General features: G+C 36.0%; 16 protein-coding genes. 13 read left to right on the top strand and 3 right to left on the bottom strand.

Features of this window, described 5'->3' with window-relative positions:
• Positions 1-100: 100 nt before the first annotated feature.
• Together ACAM30_RS20375 and ACAM30_RS20370 are read right to left on the bottom strand one after the other, a co-directional pair.
• Entirely contained in the window at positions 101-9,865 is a 9,765-nt protein-coding gene (locus tag ACAM30_RS20375) for a PKD-like domain-containing protein (protein WP_369616346.1), read from the bottom strand.
• Between the two features lie 742 nt (positions 9,866-10,607).
• The gene (locus tag ACAM30_RS20370; RefSeq protein ID WP_369616345.1) at positions 10,608-11,333 is read right to left on the bottom strand and encodes a hypothetical protein; all 726 of its coding nucleotides are present in this window, start codon (positions 11,331-11,333) and stop codon (positions 10,608-10,610) included.
• Positions 11,334-11,608: 275 nt separating this feature from the next.
• Between ACAM30_RS20370 and ACAM30_RS20365 the strand changes: the two genes are divergently transcribed.
• The 10 genes from ACAM30_RS20365 (at position 11,609) to ACAM30_RS20320 (ending at position 20,006) form a co-directional block, all read left to right on the top strand.
• Positions 11,609-12,358 (top strand): LytR/AlgR family response regulator transcription factor, encoded by a 750-nt coding sequence (locus ACAM30_RS20365; protein ID WP_369616344.1) that lies wholly within the window; start codon positions 11,609-11,611, stop codon positions 12,356-12,358.
• Complete coding sequence (locus ACAM30_RS20360) at positions 12,358-14,292, top strand: sensor histidine kinase (RefSeq protein WP_369616343.1); 1,935 nt, start codon at positions 12,358-12,360, stop codon at positions 14,290-14,292. The genes ACAM30_RS20365 and ACAM30_RS20360 overlap by 1 nt, the downstream gene beginning before the upstream one ends.
• 201 nt (positions 14,293-14,493) lie before the next feature.
• The gene (locus ACAM30_RS20355) at positions 14,494-14,760 is read left to right on the top strand and encodes a hypothetical protein (RefSeq protein WP_369616342.1); all 267 of its coding nucleotides are present in this window, start codon (positions 14,494-14,496) and stop codon (positions 14,758-14,760) included.
• 146 nt (positions 14,761-14,906) lie between these two features.
• On the top strand, positions 14,907-15,215 hold the full coding sequence (locus tag ACAM30_RS20350; RefSeq protein WP_369616341.1) for a hypothetical protein: 309 nt from the start codon (positions 14,907-14,909) through the stop codon (positions 15,213-15,215).
• An 11-nt stretch (positions 15,216-15,226) separates the two neighbouring features.
• The gene (locus ACAM30_RS20345) at positions 15,227-15,775 is read left to right on the top strand and encodes a hypothetical protein (protein ID WP_369616340.1); all 549 of its coding nucleotides are present in this window, start codon (positions 15,227-15,229) and stop codon (positions 15,773-15,775) included.
• 12 nt (positions 15,776-15,787) lie between these two features.
• Entirely contained in the window at positions 15,788-16,489 is a 702-nt protein-coding gene (locus ACAM30_RS20340; protein ID WP_369616339.1) for a M949_RS01915 family surface polysaccharide biosynthesis protein, read from the top strand.
• 56 nt (positions 16,490-16,545) lie between these two features.
• Entirely contained in the window at positions 16,546-17,688 is a 1,143-nt protein-coding gene (locus tag ACAM30_RS20335) for a hypothetical protein (RefSeq protein WP_369616338.1), read from the top strand.
• A 119-nt stretch (positions 17,689-17,807) separates the two neighbouring features.
• On the top strand, positions 17,808-18,269 hold the full coding sequence (locus ACAM30_RS20330) for a hypothetical protein (protein WP_369616337.1): 462 nt from the start codon (positions 17,808-17,810) through the stop codon (positions 18,267-18,269).
• A gap of 231 nt (positions 18,270-18,500) precedes the next feature.
• Positions 18,501-19,463, top strand: coding sequence for a hypothetical protein (locus ACAM30_RS20325; RefSeq protein ID WP_369616336.1), 963 nt, complete (start codon positions 18,501-18,503; stop codon positions 19,461-19,463).
• A gap of 330 nt (positions 19,464-19,793) precedes the next feature.
• Entirely contained in the window at positions 19,794-20,006 is a 213-nt protein-coding gene (locus ACAM30_RS20320; protein WP_369616335.1) for a hypothetical protein, read from the top strand.
• A gap of 94 nt (positions 20,007-20,100) precedes the next feature.
• Here the strand turns inward: ACAM30_RS20320 and ACAM30_RS20315 are convergent, their stop codons facing one another.
• Positions 20,101-20,274, bottom strand: a complete 174-nt coding sequence (locus ACAM30_RS20315; RefSeq protein WP_369616334.1) for a hypothetical protein — start codon at positions 20,272-20,274, stop codon at positions 20,101-20,103.
• 64 nt (positions 20,275-20,338) lie between these two features.
• Between ACAM30_RS20315 and ACAM30_RS20310 the strand changes: the two genes are divergently transcribed.
• The 3 genes from ACAM30_RS20310 to ACAM30_RS20300 all read left to right on the top strand — a co-directional run bounded on the left by ACAM30_RS20310 (position 20,339) and on the right by ACAM30_RS20300 (position 22,892).
• Entirely contained in the window at positions 20,339-21,337 is a 999-nt protein-coding gene (locus ACAM30_RS20310) for a hypothetical protein (protein WP_369616333.1), read from the top strand.
• Between the two features lie 5 nt (positions 21,338-21,342).
• Positions 21,343-21,792: a hypothetical protein gene (locus ACAM30_RS20305; RefSeq protein WP_369616332.1), complete on the top strand. Its 450-nt coding sequence runs from the start codon at positions 21,343-21,345 to the stop codon at positions 21,790-21,792.
• 68 nt (positions 21,793-21,860) lie between these two features.
• Positions 21,861-22,892: an oxidoreductase gene (locus ACAM30_RS20300; protein ID WP_369616331.1), complete on the top strand. Its 1,032-nt coding sequence runs from the start codon at positions 21,861-21,863 to the stop codon at positions 22,890-22,892.
• The last annotated feature ends 21 nt before the right edge of the window (positions 22,893-22,913 follow it).

Below are 22,913 nucleotides of genomic sequence, written 5' to 3'. Positions count from 1 at the left end.
TTAAGAGATAAGCTGAGTCAATTTGAGAGTCTAAAACTTGACTTTTATATTTAATAGACTTCTTATCACAGAATTAATCTGTGATAAGAAGCCCATAGGTTTATCTGGAAAGATATAAGTAACCATCTTTTTTGTTTACTCTAATTGCACCGTTTCCATCTACGGAAGTGTAATTAAGAATATAAAAGTAAGTTCCTGAAGGAAGGCCATCTGACTGACTTATTGTTGTTCTTCCTCTTGAAATACCGTCAAAAGCATTTGTTGTATTGTTGTAATTTTTAGTATCAAATACTAGCACTCCCCAACGGTTGTATATTTCGACACTATTGTCAGGATAACAGGCAATATCGTCAATATTGTCGATAACAAATCGGTCATTTATACCGTCGTTATTAGGAGAGAAAGCATTATGAACCAGTATCGTTCCACAAGCCAGAACTTTGCAATCGTCATTGACTGTAAGGTTTACTACTAAGCTTCTTGGACAGGCTTCGTCTTTTATTTGATATTCAAATGAATAGTTACCAATCGGAAGTCCAAAAGTAGTTACAGAACTGCCATTTAACGCACCGGTATTATTAGTATCAATCCAGGTACCGGTAGTAGAAGTATTTCTTGGCAACGGACCAAATAAATTAACCGTTGAAGTATCAGCATTACAAGCTTCGATTGCAAAAGGAGCTGTCTCAACAATTTCATTTTTAACTGTTATGGTTTGCACGAGTATTGTTTTGTTACCTGCACAATCGGATAAAGTGTATGTTCTTGTTAAGATATATGGAGTGTTTCCACAACCAGTACCTCCATTATTAGAATCACTTACCGTCACCGTTACAGTCTGGCTGCAATTATCTGCAGTATTGGTTACGACATTCGTATTGGCAACAGGAATATCTGCTATGTTTTGTAAAGTGACATCTGCTGGAATTGTTCCTGTTGGAGGAGTGGTATCCTTAACAGTAATCAGCTGAGTATACGAGGTTGTGTTTCCGGAACAATCGCTGGCAGTCCATTTTCTGGTTAGAATATAATTGGTACTACATTCATTTTCAATACTGTTTTTTGTTTCAGTATAAACTACCGGCACATTAGCATTACAATTGTCTGATGCTGTTATATTAGCTGGTGTAGGAACTTTATCACATGATACTGTAATATTCGCCGGAAGGGCCTCATTAAAGACCGGTTTGCTGGTATCTTCGATCGTAATCACTTGAATGAAAGCATCTACAACATTATTGCAATTGTCTTTTGCTACCCAACTGTTAGTGTAGGTTCCGGCATTTGTACAAGTAGGAGAGGGTACAAATTGTCCTGCAGTTTTCTCGATTGTCACATCGCTATCACAATTATCAGTTGCTACAGGGGCACTGGCTTGCGCAGCAATTAAACCTGCCGCATCACTACATTGGACTGTAACATTTAAACTTCCTGCCAGAGTCGCCCAGGTTGGTTTAGTGGTATCTTCGATAGTGATTACTTGTGTAAAAGTATCGGAAGTATTGCCACAATTATCCTTAACGGTCCAGGTATTGGTGTAGGTTCCGGAGTTTCCACAAGATTGAGAAGCTACAAACGGACCACTGGTTTTAACGATATTGGTCACATCGCTATCACAATTATCAGTTGCGACAGGGGTACTGGCTTGTGCAGCAATTAAACCTGCCGCATCACTACATTGGACTGTAACATTTAAACTTCCTGCCAGGGTCGTCCAGGTTGGTTTAGTGGTATCTTCGATAGTGATTACTTGTGTAAAAGTATCGGAAGTATTGCCACAATTATCCTTAACGGTCCAGGTATTGGTGTAGGTTCCGGAGTTTCCACAAGATTGAGAAGCTACAAACTGACCACTGGTTTTAACGATATTGGTCACATCGTTATCACAATTATCAGTTGCTACAGGCGCACTGGTTTGTGCAGCAATTAAACCTGCCGCATCACTACATTGGACTGTAACATTTAAACTTCCTGCCAGAGTCGTCCAGGTTGGTTTAGTGGTATCTTCGATAGTAATTACTTGTGTAAAAGTATCGGAAGTATTGCCACAATTATCCTTAACGGTCCAGGTATTGGTGTAGGTTCCGGAATTTCCACAAGATTGAGAAGCTACAAACTGACCACTGGTTTTAACGATATTGGTCACATCGTTATCACAATTATCAGTTGCTACAGGGGCACTGGCTTGTGCAGCAATTAAACCTGCCGCATCACTACATTGGACTGTAACATTTAAACTTCCTGCCAGAGTCGTCCAGGTTGGTTTAGTGGTATCTTCGATAGTAATTACTTGTGTAAAAGTATCGGAAGTATTGCCACAATTATCCTTAACGATCCAGGTATTGGTGTAGGTTCCGGAATTTCCACAAGATTGAGAAGCTACAAACTGACCACTGGTTTTAACGATATTGGTCACATCGTTATCACAATTATCAGTTGCTACAGGGGCACTGGCTTGTGCAGCAATTAAACCTGCCGCATCACTACATTGGACTGTAACATTTAAACTTCCTGCCAGAGTCGTCCAGGTTGGTTTAGTGGTATCTTCGATAGTAATTACTTGTGTAAAAGTATCGGAAGTATTGCCACAATTATCCTTAACGATCCAGGTATTGGTGTAGGTTCCGGAATTTCCACAAGATTGAGAAGCTACAAACTGACCACTGGTTTTAACGATATTGGTCACATCGTTATCACAATTATCAGTTGCTACAGGGGCACTGGCTTGTGCAGCAATTAAACCTGCCGCATCACTGCATTGGACTGTAGCATTTAAACTTCCTGCCAGAGTCGTCCAGGTTGGTTTAGTGGTATCTTCGATAGTGATTACTTGTGTAAAAGTATCGGAAGTATTGCCACAATTATCCTTAACGGTCCATGTATTGGTGTAGGTTCCGGAATTTCCACAAGATTGAGAAGCTACAAATTGACCACTTGTTTTAACGATATTGGTCACATCGTTATCACAATTATCAGCTGCTACAGGGGCACTGGCTTGTGCAGCAATTAAACCTGCCGCATCACTGCATTGGACTGTAGCATTTAAACTTCCTGCCAGAGTCGTCCAGGTTGGTTTAGTGGTATCTTCGATAGTGATTACTTGTGTAAAAGTATCGGAAGTATTGCCACAATTATCCTTAACGGTCCATGTATTGGTGTAGGTTCCGGAGTTTCCACAAGATTGAGAAGCTACAAACTGACCACTGGTTTTAACGATATTGGTCACATCGTTATCACAATTATCAGCTGCTACAGGGGCACTGGCTTGTGCAGCAATTAAACCTGCCGCATCACTGCATTGGACTGTAGCATTTAAACTTCCTGCCAGAGTCGTCCAGGTTGGTTTAGTGGTATCTTCGATAGTAATTACTTGTGTAAAAGTACTGGAAGTATTGCCACAATTATCTACAGCAACCCATGTATTGGTATAGGTTCCGGCATTGCTACAAGATCCTGAAGATATAAACTGACCGTTTGTTTTGGTGTAAGTTACGGTTGAACAATTTGCGGTAGCAATAGGTGCTTGATTTTGTGCAGCTGTTAATCCCGCAGCATCACTACATTGTAATGTAATATCTAATGCTCCTGTTTGTGTAATCCAGGTTGGAATAGCAGTATCCTGAACAGTAATTATCTGAGTAAAGACTGTTGAGGTGTTGTTACAGACATCATTTGCAGTCCAGGTATTGGTGTAAGTTCCTGTACTTCCACAATTCCCTCCTTGAAACTGACCACTTATTTTGGTATAAGTAATCGTTCCATTACAATTATCAGTGGCTACAGGAGCGTTGGCTTGCGCAGTGGCAAGTCCAGCTGTATCACTACATTGCAAAGTCACATCCAACGAAGCCGGAGCAGTTGTCCATGTTGGCGCAGTAGTATCCTGAATGGTTATCGTTTGTGTGAAGACTGTAGAGACATTGTTACACACATCTGTCGCGGTCCAGGTATTGGTATAGGTTCCGGAGTTAGCACAGTTTCCAGCCACAAAAGCGCCTGCTGTTTTGGTATAAGTCACCGTTCCATTACAATTATCAGTGGCTGTAGGAGCATTGGCCTGCGCAGTGGCAAGTCCTGCTGTATCGCTGCATTCCAAAGTTACATCAAGAGCCAATGGAGCAGTTGTCCATGTTGGCGCAGTAGTATCCTGAATGGTTATCGTTTGTGTGAATACCGTTGACACATTGTTGCACACATCTTTTGCGGTCCAGGTATTGGTATAGGTTCCGGAGTTAGCACAGTTTCCAGCTACAAAAGCGCCTGCTGTTTTGGTATAAGTCACCGTTCCGTTGCAATTATCAGTGGCTACAGGAGCATTGGCCTGCGCAGTAGCAAGTCCTGCTGTATCGCTGCATTCCAAAGTTACATCCAACGAAGCCGGAGCAGTTGTCCATGTTGGCGCAGTAGTATCCTGAATGGTTATCGTTTGTGTGAAGACTGTAGATACATTGTTACACACATCTTTTGCGGTCCAGGTATTGGTATAGGTTCCGGAGTTCGCACAGTTTCCAGCTACAAAAGCGCCTGCTGTTTTGGTATAAGTCACCGTTCCGTTGCAATTATCAGTGGCTACAGGAGTGTCGGCTTGCGCAGTAGCAAGTCCTGCTGTATCGCTGCATTCCAAAGTTACATCAAGAGCCAATGGAGCAGTTGTCCATGTTGGTGCAGTAGTATCCTGAATGGTTATCGTTTGTGTAAATACCGTTGACACATTGTTGCACACATCTTTTGCGGTCCAGGTATTGGTATAGGTTCCGGAGTTAGCACAGTTTCCAGCTACAAAAGCGCCTGCTGTTTTGGTATAAGTCACCGTTCCGTTGCAATTATCAGTGGCTGCAGGAGCATTGGCCTGCGCAGTAGCAAGTCCTGCTGTATCGCTGCATTGCAAAGTCACATCCAACGAAGCCGGAGCAGTTGTCCATGTTGGCGCAGTAGTATCCTGAATGGTTATCGTTTGTGTAAATACCGTTGACACATTGTTACACACATCTTTTGCGGTCCAGGTATTGGTGTAAGTTCCGGAGTTAGCACAGTTTCCAGCTACAAAAGCACCTGCTGTTTTGGTATAAGTCACCGTTCCGTTGCAATTATCAGTGGCTGCAGGAGCATTGGCCTGCGCAGTAGCAAGTCCTGCTGTATCGCTGCATTGCAAAGTCACATCCAACGAAGCCGGAGCAGTTGTCCATGTTGGCGCAGTAGTATCCTGAATGGTTATCGTTTGTGTGAAGACTGTAGATACATTGTTACACACATCTTTTGCGGTCCAGGTATTGGTATAGGTTCCGGAGTTCGCACAGTTTCCAGCTACAAAAGCGCCTGCTGTTTTGGTATAAGTCACCGTTCCGTTGCAATTATCAGTGGCTACAGGAGTGTCGGCTTGCGCAGTAGCAAGTCCTGCTGTATCGCTGCATTCCAAAGTTACATCAAGAGCCAATGGAGCAGTTGTCCATGTTGGTGCAGTAGTATCCTGAATGGTTATCGTTTGTGTAAATACCGTTGACACATTGTTGCACACATCTTTTGCGGTCCAGGTATTGGTATAGGTTCCGGAGTTAGCACAGTTTCCAGCTACAAAAGCGCCTGCTGTTTTGGTATAAGTCACCGTTCCGTTGCAATTATCAGTGGCTGCAGGAGCATTGGCCTGCGCAGTAGCAAGTCCTGCTGTATCGCTGCATTGCAAAGTCACATCCAACGAAGCCGGAGCAGTTGTCCATGTTGGCGCAGTAGTATCCTGAATGGTTATCGTTTGTGTAAATACCGTTGACACATTGTTACACACATCTTTTGCGGTCCAGGTATTGGTATAGGTTCCGGAGTTCGCACAGTTTCCAGCTACAAAAGCACCTGCTGTTTTGGTATAAGTCACCGTTCCGTTGCAATTATCAGTGGCTGCAGGAGCATTGGCCTGCGCAGTAGCAAGTCCTGCTGTATCGCTGCATTGCAAAGTCACATCCAACGAAGCCGGAGCAGTTGTCCATGTTGGCGCAGTAGTATCCTGAATGGTTATCGTTTGTGTGAAGACTGTAGATACATTGTTACACACATCTTTTGCGGTCCAGGTATTGGTATAGGTTCCGGAGTTCGCACAGTTTCCAGCTACAAAAGCGCCTGCTGTTTTGGTATAAGTCACCGTTCCGTTGCAATTATCAGTGGCTACAGGAGTGTCGGCTTGCGCAGTAGCAAGTCCTGCTGTATCGCTGCATTCCAAAGTTACATCAAGAGCCAATGGAGCAGTTGTCCATGTTGGTGCAGTAGTATCCTGAATGGTTATCGTTTGTGTAAAGACTGTAGATACATTGTTGCACACATCTTTTGCGGTCCAGGTATTGGTGTAAGTTCCGGAGTTAGCACAGTTTCCAGCTACAAAAGCGCCTGCTGTTTTGGTATAAGTCACCGTTCCGTTGCAATTATCAGTGGCTGCAGGAGCATTGGCCTGCGCAGTAGCAAGTCCTGCTGTATCGCTGCATTGCAAAGTCACATCCAACGAAGCCGGAGCAGTTGTCCATGTTGGCGCAGTAGTATCCTGAATGGTTATCGTTTGTGTAAATACCGTTGACACATTGTTACACACATCTTTTGCGGTCCAGGTATTGGTATAGGTTCCGGAGTTCGCACAGTTTCCAGCTACAAAAGCGCCTGCTGTTTTGGTATAAGTCACCGTTCCGTTGCAATTATCAGTGGCTGCAGGAGTGTCGGCTTGCGCAGTAGCAAGTCCTGCTGTATCGCTGCATTCCAAAGTTACATCAAGAGCCAATGGAGCAGTTGTCCATGTTGGTGCAGTAGTATCCTGAATGGTTATCGTTTGTGTAAATACCGTTGACACATTGTTGCACACATCTTTTGCGGTCCAGGTATTGGTATAGGTTCCGGAGTTAGCACAGTTTCCAGCTACAAAAGCGCCTGCTGTTTTGGTATAAGTCACCGTTCCGTTGCAATTATCAGTGGCTACAGGAGTGTCGGCTTGCGCAGTAGCAAGTCCTGCTGTATCGCTGCATTCCAAAGTTACATCAAGAGCCAATGGAGCAGTTGTCCATGTTGGTGCAGTAGTATCCTGAATGGTTATCGTTTGTGTAAAGACTGTAGATACATTGTTGCACACATCTTTTGCGGTCCAGGTATTGGTGTAAGTTCCGGAGTTAGCACAGTTTCCAGCTACAAAAGCGCCTGCTGTTTTGGTATAAGTCACCGTTCCGTTGCAATTATCAGTGGCTACAGGAGCATTGGCCTGCGCAGTAGCAAGTCCTGCTGTATCGCTGCATTCCAAAGTTACATCAAGAGCCAATGGAGCAGTAGTCCATGTTGGCGCAGTAGTATCCTGAATGGTTATCATTTGTGTAAATACCGTTGACACATTGTTGCACACATCTTTTGCGGTCCAGGTATTGGTATAGGTTCCGGAGTTAGCACAGTTTCCAGCTACAAAAGCGCCTGCTGTTTTGGTATAAGTCACCGTTCCGTTGCAATTATCAGTGGCTACAGGAGCATTGGCTTGCGCAGTAGCAAGTCCTGCTGTATCACTGCATTCCAATGTTACATCTAAACTTCCAGTCAACGTAGTCCATGTTGGTGCAGTAGTATCCTGAACGTTAATAGTTTGACTGCATGTTGATTCGCATCCATTGACATCTTTGATAAGTAATGTTAAAGTGAATGTAGCATTGCAATTTCCTCCGGCAGTCACTAGAACCGTTTGTGAAGTTGAACTACCATTTATTGTTGCGTTTCCTGAAATTGACCAATTGTAATTGCTCATTCCAATAGGAGCCGAATAACTGTTTGCTGTTGAAGATGGGCATATTGGACCATTTGGGCCAGTGATGGAACATGCTGGTAATGGATTTACAGTTACAGTTACAGTGAAGGTACTTCCAGTACAGGTTCCCGATGTTGGGGTTATGGTATAGACCACATTTATTGGAGCATTGGTAGAATTGGTTAATGTTCCGCTGATGGTAGCAGCATTACTTCCCGCTGCTGTTCCCGAAATCCCTGCAACACTTGGTGCTGTCCAGCTATAGGTTGTGCCTGAAGGGACAGTTCCATTGGTTCCGTTAGTTGGTGTGACAGAAAAACTACCACCACTACATATACTAGCAGCAGTTATATTGGTTATTGCTGGTTTTGGATTTACAGTTACAGTTACAGTGAAGGTACTTCCAGTACAGGTTCCCGATGTTGGAGTTACGGTATAGACCACATTTATTGGAGCATTGGTAGAATTGGTTAATGTTCCGTTGATGTTAGCAGCATTACTTCCCGCTGCTGTTCCCGAAATCCCTGCAACGCTTGGTGCTGTCCAGCTATAGGTTGTGCCTGAAGGGACAGTTCCATTGGTTCCGTTAGTTGGTGTGACAGAAAAACTACCACCACTACATATACTAGGGGCAGTTATATTGGTTAATGCTGGTTTTGGATTTACAGTTACAGTTACAGTGAAGGTACTTCCAGTACAGGTTCCCGATGTTGGAGTTACGGTATAGACCACATTTATTGGAGCATTAGTTGAATTGGTTAATGTTCCGCTAATGTTAGCAGCATTACTTCCCGCTGCTGTTCCCGAAATCCCTGCAACGCTTGGTGCTGCCCAGCTGTAAGTTGTGCCTGCCGGGACAGTTCCATTGGTTCCATTGACAGGAGTTACAGTAAAAGTGTCGCCGCTGCATATACTAGCAGCAGTTATATTGGTTAATGCTGGTTTTGGATTTACAGTTACAGTTACAGTGAAGGTACTTCCGGTACAAGTTCCCGATGTTGGAGTTACAGTATAGACTACATTTATTGGAGCATTGGTCGAATTGGTTAATGTTCCGCTAATGTTAGCAGCATTACTTCCCGCTGCTGTTCCCGAAATCCCTGCAACGCTTGGCGCTGCCCAGCTGTAAGTTGTGCCTGCCGGGACAGTTCCATTGGTTCCATTTGTTGGTGTGACAGAAAAGCTGCCACCACTACATATATTAGGTGCAGTTATCGCTGTTATAACTGGTGTCGTACAACAAGCTGTTACAGTGATATTATTTACTGTTTTAGTATTTGGTAAAACCTGATTTGTTGGGTCTGATACTGTTAAACTAGCAGAAAATGGACCAGCAGAAGAATAGGTCACGGTATATGGACCAATTGTTGTTAAGCTAACTGGAGAAATTGTTGCAGCACCTGGAAACGACCAGGTGTAGTTAGTGTTTGCTTCAACCCCTGTTGAAGTACTGGTATAAACTACCTTTTGAAAAGAACCAGTATCACAGCTTTTAGTGATGGAAAAATCCGCAAACAAAGGTGTTTTGATAATTATTCCATTTGAATATGCACTACTACATTTAGGTGGATTACAAGTAATTAATGAGAGACTTTGAGAAGGAGTAATAGCTTGTCCGCTTGTTTCCCATCCTAAGTAAATATTTTTTAATTCAAGGGATTGACCTGCAGTATAGTTTGTAATTTGGGCCATTCGGTATCTTGACCCGGCCGTAATTATACTTCCTCTAATTTTAATGGTTAACCTGTCTGATGTGGCTCCAACAAAATTGGTATTATCGAAATTTTTTCGAACCCCGCCAACTAAATAGTCAAATTGAAACATCAAGTCATATTTAGAGCTATTAGAGGCAATAGTTACCCATATATACAATCCGTTGATTGGGTTTGAAACATAGGCCAGAGTGGCTACATTTCCGACATTATCACCCAGATAAATATTTCCAAAGGTGACATCTTGGGCATTACATTGTGAAAGAGAACAGGCAGGAGTCGTTGTTAATGAGGCATTTGTATTATCGAAGGTAATATTGGTATCTTGTGAATAAACAGTACCTGCGTAGAACAACAATATTAAAAAAGTTAAAAACGAAAGATAAGTAGTTTTTTTCATAATTATTATTATTTAAATGAAAAAATAAAATATTTCTTGTTAAATTTTTAAACAAGAAAGCTGGGATTGTTCTTCTTTTTGAAGAAAATCTGAATATTTAAAAGCTCTTGATTCACCTAAGCTAACCCTTGGATTGGTTCGTGAATGACTTTTGATTGAGGTAATTAACAGAACTAAATGTTCTGTAGAAGTAGAGTGATTTTTGTTTTCATACTTTTTTAATTTAAAATTTATGAAATCATTATATTTTTAACACAATCAAAGATATGTATATAGTTTTTTATTGTTGTTTTTAATCTTTCAATAACTTAAAAAGTCGTTGAAACGACATTTTTAACATGATAAAGGATTAAATTTCTATAGTTTTATATCTTTTATAAGATATTTATAAAATAAAATTCTCATTATTACTATAGAAAAGCAGGTATACGTAGGAAGGTTCTGTCGCATCTATTCATAACTATTATCTTCGGTACTTTAATATATAGTAAATGAATACCAAAGCCATTGTTATCTCAAAGCCATTATTCTTCAGGTCATTTATTTCAAATTGTGATTTACATTGAGTTACAGGGATGTTGAAGAAGTAATGAAAATGCCTGGAATACTGGTTGATCATGCTACGATTCAGCGTTGGGTATTTTGGCGGGCTAACTTTTAAATTGCTTAAATTCTTATATTTGATTCTGATAGATGCGACAGATCAGCTTTGATCTTTTTGACTTTTAAACTCTAGACTTATTTAATTGGTCTGCTGAATAATTTCGTTTAAAAACTTATCATAATCAAAATTCTCAAAGTCTGCAGGTGATTTTAGTTTAATGCCATAAGCTTTTGTTGTTGAGGGCATATCATCTTCCATTGTATTAATGACAGTTTCTTCTAGCGTGCCAGTGGTTTGGTTTTTAGGTTTATAAGTATATTCAGTATGCGATCCTGCTCCCATAAAATAACCGGTAAATTCTTGTAATTGTAAATCGTTATTTTGAAAGGTAAATTCAAAAGAAATATGTCCGTTAGGGCCAACAGCACTTAAATCAAATAGAATTTTATTGTTTTCGATTGTCACATCTTCCACATCGAAATTTTTATAGTTATCTGCATTATATTCGGGCGGCATGATGGTATAACTTTTTTTATACAACTCAAAACCTTGTTTGCTGCCCAATAAAATAAGGGTGATACGCGCAAACGATTTGCTTTCTTCGTCTTCTTGCAGAATCAAAACTTTGTCTTTAAAGTTATCCGGATTAAGAAAACCAACAGCTTCATATTGAATAACATAATTATAGTTCTCTAAAAATTCAGTTATTTCGGGACCTAAAGTATCTTTTTTTAAAGTTGCTGATTGCAATGGAGCTGTCTCTTTGTTTATTGCTTTTGATACAGATTTCTTTTTTAAAGTGCTGTCTAGCGAATTTTTATTTTGACAAGCAAATACCAATACACTAAAAAAAACACTAGACATAATTTTTTTACAAACCATAATTTTTGATAAAAAGTAGCAATTATTATATACAAATTTTAGAAAAAAATCATTGCAAATGAAGATCAATATAAATTCGGAGAATGTTGGAGGAAATTCGACAGTAACTTTTTTAAATTCGTATTCATTTAAAGATAAAATTCAAGATTTGCCCTATTAAAACATTGAAATAAAAAATGATATATTCGTGGCTTAAATTGTATTCAAGCAAAATATCATCTCTTGGATAAGAATTTATTTAACTGTTATTTCATATTATGAGCAAAATACGAACCTTAGTTATAGAAGACGAACCGGCGATACGAAAAGAACTGCAATGGTTGGTTTCACAAGAAGAATCTTTAAAGTTAGAAGCTATGACAGGCTCGGTAAAAGAGTCATTGCAGATTATAAAAAACACAGAACTTGATTTAGTTTTGATGGATATTCAACTGACAGATGGTACGGCTTTCGATATATTGAATCAACTAGACCAGATTTCTTTTCATATTATTTTTATCACCGCTTACAATCATTTTGCCATAAAAGCCATTAAGTATGGCGCGCTGGACTATCTTTTAAAACCCATTGACAGTGATGAATTTTCGGTTGCAATTCAAAAAGTCAAGAAAGTAAAACAAGTTGATTATCAAGGTCAGATTAGTGTTTTGAAAGAATTTAACGCCGTAAAAAACATTGATATGAGTTCAAGTATTTGTATCACTTCTTTAGATTGCATACAGATAATTCGCCTGAATGAAATTATATATCTCTCAGGCGAAGGTTCTTATACCCAAATTCATTTGGAAAGTAATAAAATTGTAACTGCTTCGAAACCTTTAAAATACTACGAAGAGATTCTGCCGGATGACTTTTTTATAAAAACACATCAATCTTATATTGTGAATAAAAATTTTATTGACAAATACATGAAAACAGGTATAATAATAATGAAAAATACTGCTGAAATTCCTGTCGCAACCCGTAGAAAAGAGTTTGTGATTGATCATTTAAATTCTGTGAGATAATGAATAAAATAGTATTCTTTGCACTGATTTTATTAGTTTCCTGTCAGCAGAAATCCAAAAAAGAGTTGCCTCATCCGGAGAAAATGCTGGAAAAATTAATGGTAATGAGTGATAGTCTGGATCAAAATCCGAAAATTGATAAACTTGTTTTTTGGTCGGGTAAGCTCAAAGAAAAAGATTTCTCAAAAACAAGTTCGGCTTTAGCGTTCATACATTACAATTTGGCTAAGAATCTGGCCAAAAGTAATATCGACAGTGCCAAGAATCATATCAATATTGCTTTAAATATAATCGAAAAAGAAAAAGGCTTCAATGCGCTTAAATTTACGATTTACAACGGTGCCGGATTAATTTCAGAGCACGAAGGCAAGTTCTACCAATCGGTTTATTATTTTAATCAATCGGCGGCGATTATTATGAATGATGATTCGCTGCAATGCAAGCCAATGGCAAAAGTGATTTGCTTGCTCAATGCGGCTCAGGACAATAACAAAATCAGTCAATATCCAAAATCGGTTGAGCAAAACCAATTGGCATTAAAAATTTTAAAAAAACTGCCCGAAGATAATTTTAAGTACAATTTCAGAGCTTATTCGCAATTGTTTACGGCCTGTGAAGAAAGTGAAATTTACAAAAGAGATTCGCTTTTATTTTATATTAAAAAACTGGAAAATATTTCAGTGCAAACGAATGATCCGATGCAAATTAGATTTACTAATGAGCATATAGCACATTATTATTTGCTAAGCGATCAGTTCGATAAAGCGATACAGCATTACAATTTGGTAAAAGAATATGATGCAGAGGTCGTATCCGAAGAGCCCGAAAAACCAATTGCAATAAAAAATCTGTATACGACTTTGTCGAATCTTATCGATTTGTACGTACAAACCAAACAGTTTTCTGAAGCAAACGGTTTAATTAAAGAGGCTGATACAATTGAAAAGCAACATTTTCAAATCTTGTCGTATTATGAAAAATGTCTGAATAAAAAGGCTAAAATGCACTTTTATTTGGCTAAAGGCGATAATCTTAAAGCGCAAAACGAAGTAAATCAGGTATTAGAACTAAAAGATAATATTCTTAGAAATTCGGGTATTCAGGCCACAGAAGAGATGGCAACGATTTACGAACTCCAAGCCAAAGACAAATCTATTTACGGATTGAATAAAACGATTGATACTACTACAAATCGTCTGGAACGCAATAAATTATTGTTGCTTGTTGTTGGATTATTGGCCCTTTTGGCGGTTTCGTGGGTGTTGTTGCTTTATTTTTTCCAACGACAAAGAAGACAAAAGCAGGAAAAAGAGAAAATTTTATTGCAACAGCAATTGCTGAGAACCCAAATGGAGCCGCATTTTATTTTCAACACTTTGTCGGCATTGCAAAGTTTTATCCGATTCGATGAGAAAGAAAAATCGATAAAATATTTAAGTCAGTTTAGTAAATTACTTCGAAGCAGTTTAGAATTAAGCCGAAAAAATGATGTTCCGCTCAATCAGGAGATTGAAGCAATAGAAAATTACCTGAGTTTACAGCAAATGCGTTTTGAATATACGTTTGCTTACGAACTAATAATTCCCGATACAGATACGTCGGCATTGTTAATTCCGCCAATGTTGATTCAACCTTTTGTTGAAAATGCCATCATTCACGGTATTGGTAACCTGTCTGATAAAGGATTTATAAAGTTGGAAATTGTTGCGAAGGAAAATCAATTGCTGGTAAAAATTAAAGATAATGGAAAAGGGTATCAGGATAAATCGAATTTAGAGATGAATCATCAATCTTTATCGGGAGCTATAGCCCGAGAACGTTTGGAGATTTTAGCCCGGGAAAATAAAATAAAAACCAATATAGAAATTGTTTCGAATGAGAACGGAACTATTGTTTTACTGACACTTCCTATAAAAAAACCAGAAGTAGTTTGAAAGTTTTAAAGCCGAAAGAACCGGAATTTAAAAACAGAAATATTCAATGAATACAGATTTAAAAAGAATCTTCACGAATATTCAATTATTTCAGGCGAATTTATATCGGTTTACATTCACATTGTCTTTTTTTTAAAATTTGTGTTCGGTTGAAGAAAGAAAACGGGACCAATTTTAACAATCAGTAATAAAAATAGAAACATGAAACCTGAATACTTCACAGGACTAAGTGATCAAGAGCTTTTGCAAAAGATGAAAAAACTAAAAACCAATAAAATCGTTGATGCTGCAATTATTGGCCTTACAATAGGAATTGCAATTTATAGCGTTGCACAAAATGGCTTTGGATTTTTTACTTTCTTTCCTCTAATAATCGGATACCTAATAATCAAAAATTCCAGGAATAATGAAATATTGTATCAAGAAATGCAGAAAGAATTAGAATCTCGAAACTCAAAAAGGGCATAATGACAAAAGCATCTTCGCAAATGTTTAATTATTTCAGACGAATTTATATCGGTTCAGATTCACAATATCTTTTTTAAAATTTATATTCTACAGCCATTTAATTGTCGGTAATTTATGAAAAATCCGTAATTAACTAACAGATAGAGATGAAAACACACAAATTCATATTAATCAGAATTGCGACACTATTGGTGGCTCTCCTAATAATTTACAACGGAGCTTATTATACTTTACCAGAATACATACAAGAAGATAGCTTTAGTTTTATTGCTGAAATTGATAGGATTTTTGAATTAAGCTTGATTTTTTTAGTTCTATTTTTACTATTTCTTCTAATAGAAATTTACCTGTTCAACAAACGAAAGCAGGCTAATTTGCGTAGTGCAGCAATGATTTTTAGTCTATTTGTATTTATTTTGGTCATTACTTTATTTTATGCTAACGGAATTTTTTAATCCAATTGAAAATGAAAAAGCTAATTCCAATTTTAATCCTTGTTTTTGTCTTGCAATCCTGCGAGAATAAAACGAAAAAACAGGAAGGTACTGAAATACAAAAATCAGAACCGCAAAATACTGCCAAAATCAATGCAGATACGGTTCGAAATGTTGTGCAACCAGCAAAAAATAACGATTTGTTATTTGATATTGTGGGAAATTATACTTTTAAAGATGAGGCTACAGATTGTAAAATCATCCTTTCGCTTTTTTATGAAAACGAAATTTTAAAATACCAAATGAAAACCAATACAAGAGAACTTTCGGGTAATGCGAAAATCGACTTAAACGAAAAAAAGGACGGTTATTATATCACGTTTAAAAATATAGAATGGAGTGAATATTCAGGTGTAACAGATACAGAAGGAGAAACTTCTGATGAAGATCTGCCATTACCTCAAGATATACAAGGTGTTTTGTATAAAAATGAAATAACGATCCAGAACTCTGGAAATGCAATGAATTACTATGTAAAACTAGGCGAATGTGATGTGAAATATATTCAATTAATTAAATAACTTCGATAGTAAATGAAAAAACGAATTTTAATTTTGATATTATTGAGTGCAATTTTAATCAGTTGCAAACAAGAAACAAAACAGCTTAAAATAGGATCTGAAAACGAAAAAGCAATTGAGCCGAAAAACGAAGATTTACAGATAATGGATATTGATTCTTCACAATTTCCAAAATCATTAAAATATGAAGGATTCATAAAAGATGCCGTTCGATGGAAAGATAAATTGGGTGATAATATTGTAATTACCACAGAAACAGGAAATAGCAGAAATGAAAAATTTCAGCATGAATTTGACGAAAGTGGCGATGCCGAATTATTTGGGTACCATTTTTTAGTAAAAAACAATCAGGTAATTCAAACTTGGAAAGTATATGATTACATCGCTGATTGTCCGGTTGATATTGTGGCATCGTTTGTTAAAAATACCTTTAAAATTACGGATTTAAACCATAACGGAATTGCCGAAGTTTGGTTAATGTACAAAATTGTATGCCATGGCGATGTGAGTCCTTGCGAAATGAAAATTATCATGTATGAAGGAAAACAAAAATTTGCCATGCGCGGAGAAAGTAAGGTTCAGGTAGGAATTGACGATAACGGAGAAAAAACATTTGAAGGTGGCAATTATAAATTTGATTCCGCATTTGAAAAAAGCCCAAAAGTTTTTAGAAACTACGCATTAAACTTATGGAATAGAGGTATAATTAATTGATTTTGAATATTTTGATTAGCACTGATATTGATTTTTTTAACCTTTTTGCCTATTTTATGAAAAAACTTTTACTACTTGCCATTTTACCCTTTATGATTTCTTGTAATGGACAAAAGAAAATTGATTTGCTAAAATTAAATCTAAACGAACCAATAAAAAATGTGGTAGATTTTAATGATAATTTACTTATTGGCGTTGAAACTGTAGAATATCCGTTTTGTCTATTAATTGACGTAAAAAAATCAGAAAAATATAGTTTTGAAGGAATTGATCTGGACGGACAGAAAATCATCTTTCAAATTAACGCCGAGAAACTCAAAACAGACAGTATTTCAAGATTTGGCGGTGCTCATATTGATTTAAAACCAGTGAAAAATGAAAATGAATTAACGAACACTTTACAAAATTTTAATGCCGAAAATAAAATTTACGGACTTAGAATAGAAATGAAAAATCCGGGTTTAAAATCGCAAATTTTAAAGAAAATAGAGTTAAAATATGGCAGAGGCACAAAAAATCCAAATACAGATAATGGTTTATATTGGAACCTGAAAAAGGAAAACAAATATATTTTTTTCGCACCCGATTATGACAGACTCATTATTTTAAACAGTACCAATTTATCTAAAACTTGTTATTGGGACACTTTTAACGGACTTCTTGATTTTGGAGGTTGCGAGAACGAAAAATACACCCAAGAATTGATGAAGAGCACAACAAAACCCGAAAATACTAAAAATAAGCCCATCATAAAAATCGATAAAAACTGGAATGTAAATAATCTAATTATTGGAAAATCAACCGAATACGATTTTGTAGAATCTCAAACCAACAAAAATTTTGAACGAATGGTAGAAATTGATGGAAGTACCGGAAATATAAATGAAATGATGTATAAAAATGAATATCACGATTTCTATTTTTATTTGTCCGCAAGTAAAAAGAATCCTGAAAACAGGAAAGAAAACCAAATTATAGGGTATGCCATAAACGACTTTAGAAAAGTTGAAATTTCATTTGAAAACGGATTGAAAACAGGTATGAAATTCGAAGATGTTGTCAAATTATTCGACAAAAATTCAATAATTGATTATGAAGGTTTAAAATTCGCAAACTATATTGAAATAAAAAATGGGCCTTACAAAACAACGTTGAATTTTGACAAAAAAATGTTGTTTTCGGGAATGTTTGTAAAATAAAAACTTGAGATAAACCTTTGGTTGTTGTACTTTTTTAACTCAAAAAATAAAAGAAAATTATTCTGATGTCAGGAAAAGCATCAAAATGTTTGCGCAAACTTTAAACTTAACGTTTCAAAATGAAATATACCGTTCTTTTATTGAGTCTTATTTTTTGGCTATTTCCTTTCAAAGATTTCGAGATACAATGGGTCGAAAATCTGGATGGCGATTTTTCTTTTTCGCGAAAACACAGTTTAAAAAGTGAGGCTTGGTGTTACGAATACGCTGGCGCTACCGAAATAACAGCAAAACGATTGCATAAAGACACGATTGAGTGTTATACTATGACAAATGCGGCAACACATTGTTCGTTACGTTTTTATATTGTCAATAACGTCATCAGAAATCCAAGAATTGAATTGAATAGTATTGCTGACGGAAAACACCTCTATCAGTGTAATGAAGGCAATATAATAATAGACAAAAAAGCGATGCAAAAAGACATCTTAAAAGCCCGGTTTGACATGAAGTTTGACCATCCCGAAAATCCCGAAAAAGTAATGTTCTGGAAAGGAAAAATTTATGCTAAAATAAAATAATCGCGAAAATAATCATGTAAGTTACTATTCGGCCAAGCAGTTTTATTTCGCTGGACTTGGAGAGAACAGAATCAATGGAAAGAATGTGTATAACATCACAAACGAGTACAAAGGGGAGTACAAGAATTCAATTTATCCATTTAGGAGTTTGGTCTTGACTACAGTGAGTATGAGAATTTTACAGTCTAAAGACTTAACAGAAAAAAACTATTAAAAATGAACATAATGTTTATGAAAAACATTTTACTTTTTATGCTTTTAGCATCTGTAGTGAGATGTAATGCTCAGGAAAATCCAACTTCACTGGGGATTTCAGAAGTGCATTCCCCTTCAAAAAAAGAAAAACTTTCGACAATTGCATATGAAGTTTTCAGAACCAATAAGTTTTTAAATTTTAAGGGCAAAGATACTCTTATCGAAAAAATTGATGGTGTGGTTTACAAAAAAACGGATCTAAATAATTTTTTCTCCTATAGAAAAGATTGGGAAAAAAATCAGAAAGAAGATACGACTTCATACACAAAGAAAGAGCGTGCAAAATATGTGTATAAAGACAATACCATGATTGAAACCAATTTAGAATTTGGAAATTATGAGGTTAGGAAAGAAATAAAAACAGTTTATAACCCAAAATGTTTTGTGTTACTGTATGAAAAAAAATATTTTGTGGGTGAAAATTATAACCGTACTGAAAGCATTATTAACGAATATGATAACCAAAACAGAGTTGTCAAAATCATAAAACGAACAGAATACAGCAAGAAAGAGAATAATGAAGAATTAGTAATTAGGGTGAAATACGAAGACGGAATTGTAACTATTTCGAGCGAAAATGGAACGATTGTGTGCGAATTAATTAAAGATGAAAATTCGGTTGGTTTTATTTCTAAATTAAGTGCAAATGGTACCGCTGATTATTTTCGTTATGCAATGGCACAACAGGAAATTGAAACGGCAAAAGAATACTGTACGGAAAAAATGATAAAGAAAATCGAAAGAGATTTGGTTTTATATCAAAACATTGTTAATATAAAAGCTCTGGGGGGCAGTAGTAGTTTTGGAGAAAAAGTTACTATTAATGAAGATTGGGAAATTACTTTTAAAGACAAAGATGCAGAAAAATACAGTGCTGTTTTTACTTTGGTAAAACAAAAAAACGGCTGGAAAATTGATGATTTTCAGATTAACAGATAACAATGAAAAAAAGATTCTTCGTTCGGTTGGTTTACAGCTTTCCTTGTTAGGTTGTAAAAGTACCACTTACGAAAATGTTTCAAAAGAGAACTGAAGCTATTTTTTTGAAAAATTAAAAAGCAGTTACAGATGAAAAAACTAACCCAAAAGTTAATGTTTAGTGCAATAGTGATGATAGCATTTTTATCATTAGTCAGTTTTAAAAGTATAAATCAAACTGAAAATATATTTACAGATAATAGTGATCCTGAAATCACGGGTGTTTATGTTTTAACATCCTGCGAAAATTCGTGATTTAAGATAAAAATTGAGAAGAAAGCGGGAACATATATGTTTTTAATTTTTGACAAGAATAAAATAATTGCAAAAGGTAAACTTAAAAAGCAAAAAAGCGATAATGTTCTCTATCTTTCTTTTGGAAAAATGGGAGGACTGTACGGCGAAAATAAAATCCAAATCCAGAATTATGGAAACTCGATGAATGAATATGAACATTTTACACAATGCGACGAAAAATATTTATCGTTTATAAAATCAGAATAATGAAATTTTTATCTCTAAACGCAAATTAATCAATGAAAAGCAATCCCTTTATTACTGTTTTTCTACTGTTTTGTATAGAAATACTACTGTACATTTATATAGGATACACCAATTTGATAGTGCTATCGTCTGAATATGCAGGTTTGCTGATGCCCATAGTTTTCTTTACTGTACCTGTAATTTCACTTTTGCTTTTGCTTTTTGTGAAAGAGATGGCGTATAAAAAAGAGTTCCGGTATTTTTCGATATTTCTTTTCGTTGTTTCCATTATCCTATTTGTGGTATTATCTTTTTTAATGGCTTTAGGAGGAGCATATCAACACTAAAAGAGTATGAAAAAAACAAAATTAGATTATATCAACATTGTCTTAGCTGTAATTTTAGGAGTATTAATTATTCTCAATTTTGTCGTAAGATTTAGAAATAGGGAATATGATAAGTTGTTTTGGAAAGCTGAAATTCATGGTGCTGCAGAAGATTCTACATCAGAAAATTCAAATACCATCAAAATTATTGAAGCTGTTTTTTCAAATAATTTTAACGATTCTGAAAGCAGTATTGATTATGATTCAAAAGAACTAACAAGCGCTAAAAGCGAAAACTCTGTTGATTTTAAGATCTGGGAAAAAGAGCTTCTGCCTGATTCTTTAAACCTGAAGTACTTCTCTATCGATGAGCGTAAATTTTATCGGCTTATTACTCCGCTTCCTTATCAAAAAATGAAGGATTGGGTTAAAGAAAAGATGAATATTCCTGTCTTAATTTTAGAAATTCATCCAAAAGGTAAAATTCATCTGAAAATAATTAAAAATGAAGAAGAAAATGCCGAAGCCCAACTTGTGGAAACATTTAAAGCCAAAGAAACGACAGGAAATTTAGATATGCTGGTTTATGAAAAATCTTTAGGAGGGAAGTATAATAATTATGAAAGTATTGAGAGTATTTCCGATTTTTCAGACTTACTTCAAAATCAATACAAATGGTTTTTGAAGATTGAAATGGAAGAAAAAGAGGTGCTGACAAGTGTTTACGCCTATTCTTTTAAAGATGAAAAAATAGAAATCTCAACCGATAATGATACAGCCACATTTCGAAATATTCCAAGAACATTTTACATTTATTGGAAGGATAAAAATAAAAAAGAATATAATATTCAATATGAATTGTGTCCTATTGAAATTTTAAGCGCTTTCCGAGAACTAAATAAAAGGGATGTTTTAGAAGCGACTACTTTGACATTCAAACTCCATAAAAATGCCTATTCTCAATGCAAAATTTCTAAAAAAGCTATTGTCATTCCTTTAAAAGATTTATATCCTGAGAAACCATAAAATTAATGAAACAAATATCCCAAAATAAGATAATCCAGGTTTTAAAGAAAACGTTATTTATTGCGTTGGTAATTTTTGCAAGTACTTTTATAGAGATTTACTGGTCTATGGGTAAATTTTCTGAAAGAATGTCCAGCGGATGTCTGGATTGCTCTTTTATTGAAGATGTTTATGTAGTATCTCTACTAACAAGTGCTTTCTTAACAGTAGTGTTTCTGCTGCTTTCACTCATCAAAAAGATATATTTAAAAAGGACAATCGAGCTAACACTATTATCTTCGATCTGGGTTTTCTGGAATTACGGTATTTTTGTTGATCGCGAATCGTCATGGAGTACTTATACTTTTAAAGAAGAGTTTATCTATACTTTTTCTCTTTCTATCTTGCCTGTTTTAGTTTTATCTATTGCCGCAATATTCTCGATTAATTATATTTCAAGAATAGGTAAAACATGACAATCGAAGCATATCTCTAAACAGAACTTTTTATAAATTCCAGCTTAAAAAACAAAAAATAATTAAAAATGAAAATAATACACCTTCTGTCTGCAAGCTTAGTGCTTTTAATTTTTGCCTGTAATAGAAAAGAGGATGCTAAAAGTGTCCAATCGGGTTTAGCTGAAAATAATCAGGTTGAAAGCGATGCCATACAAAAAGAAGAAGAGGAAACTCCTAAAAAAGAAAGTATCAATTTGTTTACTTTAACGCCAAAAGACAGTAGTGATGTTGCTTTTGTTTCTCTTTCGGATATTTATCCTGTAAATGATGAAAAAGACACACTTGTTTTACCTAATATAGAAAAACTGGGAAAATATGATGCTCAGTATTTTATCTTTGATAAAAATTACAGAAGAAGATTTTTATCTAAAACTCATATATCCGAAACCGATTCTGTTTTTGTATTCGATTATGCGAAGAACAAAATGGCTTCTTTTGCTGTAAAAAAGCTAAAAACCGCTGCCATGTTAAATGCATACTCTTCGGGAGAAGATTGGCCTTATCGCAACTTCGATTTCATGATCGGATTTGAAATTAACAAGAAATATTTAAACGGATTTAGTGAATATTTTAGAGATGTATTAGTATATGTGGGTAAAGAAAATCCATTTTCGAAAGAAGGTTTAAAGCCTATCGTCTGGCAAAAAATTCAAGGCAAAGAATATCCGTCAAGACCAATGAAAAATGAAGATCGTGCTTTGTTAAAGAACAGGCTGGTTGGTTCTTCTTACTCGTTTAAAACAACGGATTATCACTATTTTTTACAAGAATATTTAGACGATAATAAAGCAATTTATGCCAGGCGTCTTTTGGTTACCGATTCTAAAACTAAAGATGTCATAATTGAAAAGCTTTACTCTCAAAGCGAAGGTACTTCTCCCGCTCCTTTGAATTACGAACCAGGGTACGATGGAATTAATCAATGGACAGGAAAGCTCTTTAAAAATAAACCATTTGTTGTTTTTGGTTTTGAATATATTTCTTTCGGATGTCCGTCAATTTCAGTTATTGACCAATCAAATGAGGAGATTTTTCTTCAATGTGACAATCGTCATTAACAATGTTATCGAGATGTCCGA

This window comes from Flavobacterium sp. CFS9 (assembly GCF_041154745.1).
In the GTDB taxonomy this organism is placed as follows: domain Bacteria; phylum Bacteroidota; class Bacteroidia; order Flavobacteriales; family Flavobacteriaceae; genus Flavobacterium.
The sequence above is the reverse complement of the archived record's forward strand: the minus strand, read 5'-3'. Positions and strand labels throughout refer to the sequence as shown.

Excerpts from the sequence above, each read along its gene's own strand:
- ACAM30_RS20335 (WP_369616338.1), top strand. The coding sequence starts at position 16,546 with ATGAAAAAACTTTTACTACTTGCCATTTTACCCTTTATGATTTCTTGT.
- ACAM30_RS20305 (WP_369616332.1), top strand. The coding sequence starts at position 21,343 with ATGAAACAAATATCCCAAAATAAGATAATCCAGGTTTTAAAGAAAACG.
- ACAM30_RS20315 (WP_369616334.1), bottom strand. The coding sequence starts at position 20,274 with ATGGAAACAACGAAAAGAAATATCGAAAAATACCGGAACTCTTTTTTA.
- ACAM30_RS20310 (WP_369616333.1), top strand. The coding sequence starts at position 20,339 with ATGAAAAAAACAAAATTAGATTATATCAACATTGTCTTAGCTGTAATT.
- ACAM30_RS20320 (WP_369616335.1), top strand. The coding sequence starts at position 19,794 with ATGTTTTTAATTTTTGACAAGAATAAAATAATTGCAAAAGGTAAACTT.
- ACAM30_RS20340 (WP_369616339.1), top strand. The coding sequence starts at position 15,788 with ATGAAAAAACGAATTTTAATTTTGATATTATTGAGTGCAATTTTAATC.
- ACAM30_RS20375 (WP_369616346.1), bottom strand. The coding sequence starts at position 9,865 with ATGAAAAAAACTACTTATCTTTCGTTTTTAACTTTTTTAATATTGTTG.
- ACAM30_RS20350 (WP_369616341.1), top strand. The coding sequence starts at position 14,907 with ATGAAAACACACAAATTCATATTAATCAGAATTGCGACACTATTGGTG.
- ACAM30_RS20370 (WP_369616345.1), bottom strand. The coding sequence starts at position 11,333 with ATGTCTAGTGTTTTTTTTAGTGTATTGGTATTTGCTTGTCAAAATAAA.
- ACAM30_RS20300 (WP_369616331.1), top strand. The coding sequence starts at position 21,861 with ATGAAAATAATACACCTTCTGTCTGCAAGCTTAGTGCTTTTAATTTTT.
- ACAM30_RS20360 (WP_369616343.1), top strand. The coding sequence starts at position 12,358 with ATGAATAAAATAGTATTCTTTGCACTGATTTTATTAGTTTCCTGTCAG.
- ACAM30_RS20325 (WP_369616336.1), top strand. The coding sequence starts at position 18,501 with ATGAAAAACATTTTACTTTTTATGCTTTTAGCATCTGTAGTGAGATGT.
- ACAM30_RS20365 (WP_369616344.1), top strand. The coding sequence starts at position 11,609 with ATGAGCAAAATACGAACCTTAGTTATAGAAGACGAACCGGCGATACGA.
- ACAM30_RS20355 (WP_369616342.1), top strand. The coding sequence starts at position 14,494 with ATGAAACCTGAATACTTCACAGGACTAAGTGATCAAGAGCTTTTGCAA.
- ACAM30_RS20345 (WP_369616340.1), top strand. The coding sequence starts at position 15,227 with ATGAAAAAGCTAATTCCAATTTTAATCCTTGTTTTTGTCTTGCAATCC.
- ACAM30_RS20330 (WP_369616337.1), top strand. The coding sequence starts at position 17,808 with ATGAAATATACCGTTCTTTTATTGAGTCTTATTTTTTGGCTATTTCCT.